The organism is Mycetohabitans endofungorum (assembly GCF_002927045.1).
Classification (GTDB): Bacteria; Pseudomonadota; Gammaproteobacteria; order Burkholderiales; family Burkholderiaceae; genus Mycetohabitans; species Mycetohabitans endofungorum.
Map to the genome: position 1 here is coordinate 1 of NZ_PRDW01000066.1, position 1,291 is coordinate 1,291.

The following is a 1,291-nucleotide window of genomic DNA, read 5'->3' on the forward strand; positions in this document are numbered from 1 at the left end:
TCAACCGATTCCGCTGACGGATATGCAAGCATGGCGCGCGGCGGCTGTTGCGCGCATTCTAGCGCTCAAGCCACGGCGGGTGCTTGAACTCGGCGTAGGCAGCGGTTTGCTGCTTGCGCAGGTGGCGCCGCACTGTGAAGCGTATTGGGGCACGGATTTCTCCGCTGCGACGATCGAGGCACTGCGTGCGCAATTGACGCAGCAGCCGGACTGGGCTGAGCGGGTGCAGTTACGCACGCAAGCGGCGCATGTCACCGAGGGCTTGCCGTCGGGCTACTTCGACACGATTGTGATCAACTCGGTCGCGCAGTACTTCCCCAATGCCCAGTATCTGCTCGATGTGCTGCGTCAGGTGATGGACCTGCTTGTGCCGGGCGGCGCCCTCTTCCTGGGCGATATACGCAACTACAGTTTGCTCAACTGCTTTGCCAGTGCGGTGCAATTGCATCAAGCGGATGCTTCAACCGATCTGGCTAGCTTGCGTCGTCGGATCGAGCAAGCGTTGCTGGCGGAGAAGGAGCTACTGCTTGCCCCGGCTTTCTTTAGCGCGCTGCCGCACACGATCGACACGATAGGGGCAGTCGATATCCAGCTCAAGCGAGGTGACTACGACAACGAGCTCAGTCGCTACCGCTACGAGGTGGTGCTGCGCAAGGGGCCGGTCAAGGCGCTGTCGCTGTCGCAGGCGCCGCAGCTGCGCTGGGGCCGGGATGTGCTGGAGCTTGATGCGCTGCGCGCGCATCTGGCGGGTGAGCGTCCGGCTCAGCTACGCGTGACGGGTGTACCGAATGCGCGCTTGGCGTTGGAAGTGGAGGCGATGCAGGCGCTGAAAGACGGCTGCGATTTGGCTCAGGTTCAGCGGCAGCTTCAAACGGGTAGCGCCCAGGAGATAGGGCTGGCGCCTGAGGCGTTTGACGCGTTGGGCGAGTCACTGGGTTATTGGGTCGGTGTGACGTGGTCGGAGCATGATGCACAAGCCTCGATGGATATTGTGTTTGTGCCGGCTAGCGAAGCAGCGCAAGCTACGCCAAGCGATGTGTATTTGCCGCCGCGGGGCAGCGACAAGCAGCCGTTGAGTTTCTACGCAAACAATCCGGCCAACTTCGATCAGCTGGCGGACATTCGCCGCTATGCGGCAACGCAGCTCCCCGAGTATATGGTGCCTGCGGCGGTGATCTTACTCGATGCACTGCCGCTCACGCCCAATGGCAAGCTGGACCGCCGTGCGTTGCCTGCGCCCGACTTTGCGTCGGCGCACTACCGCGCGCCGCGCACGCCGCAGGAGCAAACG

Annotated in this window: 1 protein-coding gene; it reads left to right on the forward strand. The window is 62.7% G+C overall.

Features of this window, described 5'->3' with window-relative positions:
- Positions 1-22 precede the first annotated feature (22 nt).
- Positions 23-1,291, forward strand: a 1,269-nt coding sequence (locus tag B0O95_RS15190; RefSeq protein ID WP_233203458.1) for a class I SAM-dependent methyltransferase, incomplete at its 3' end; no start/stop codon positions are given.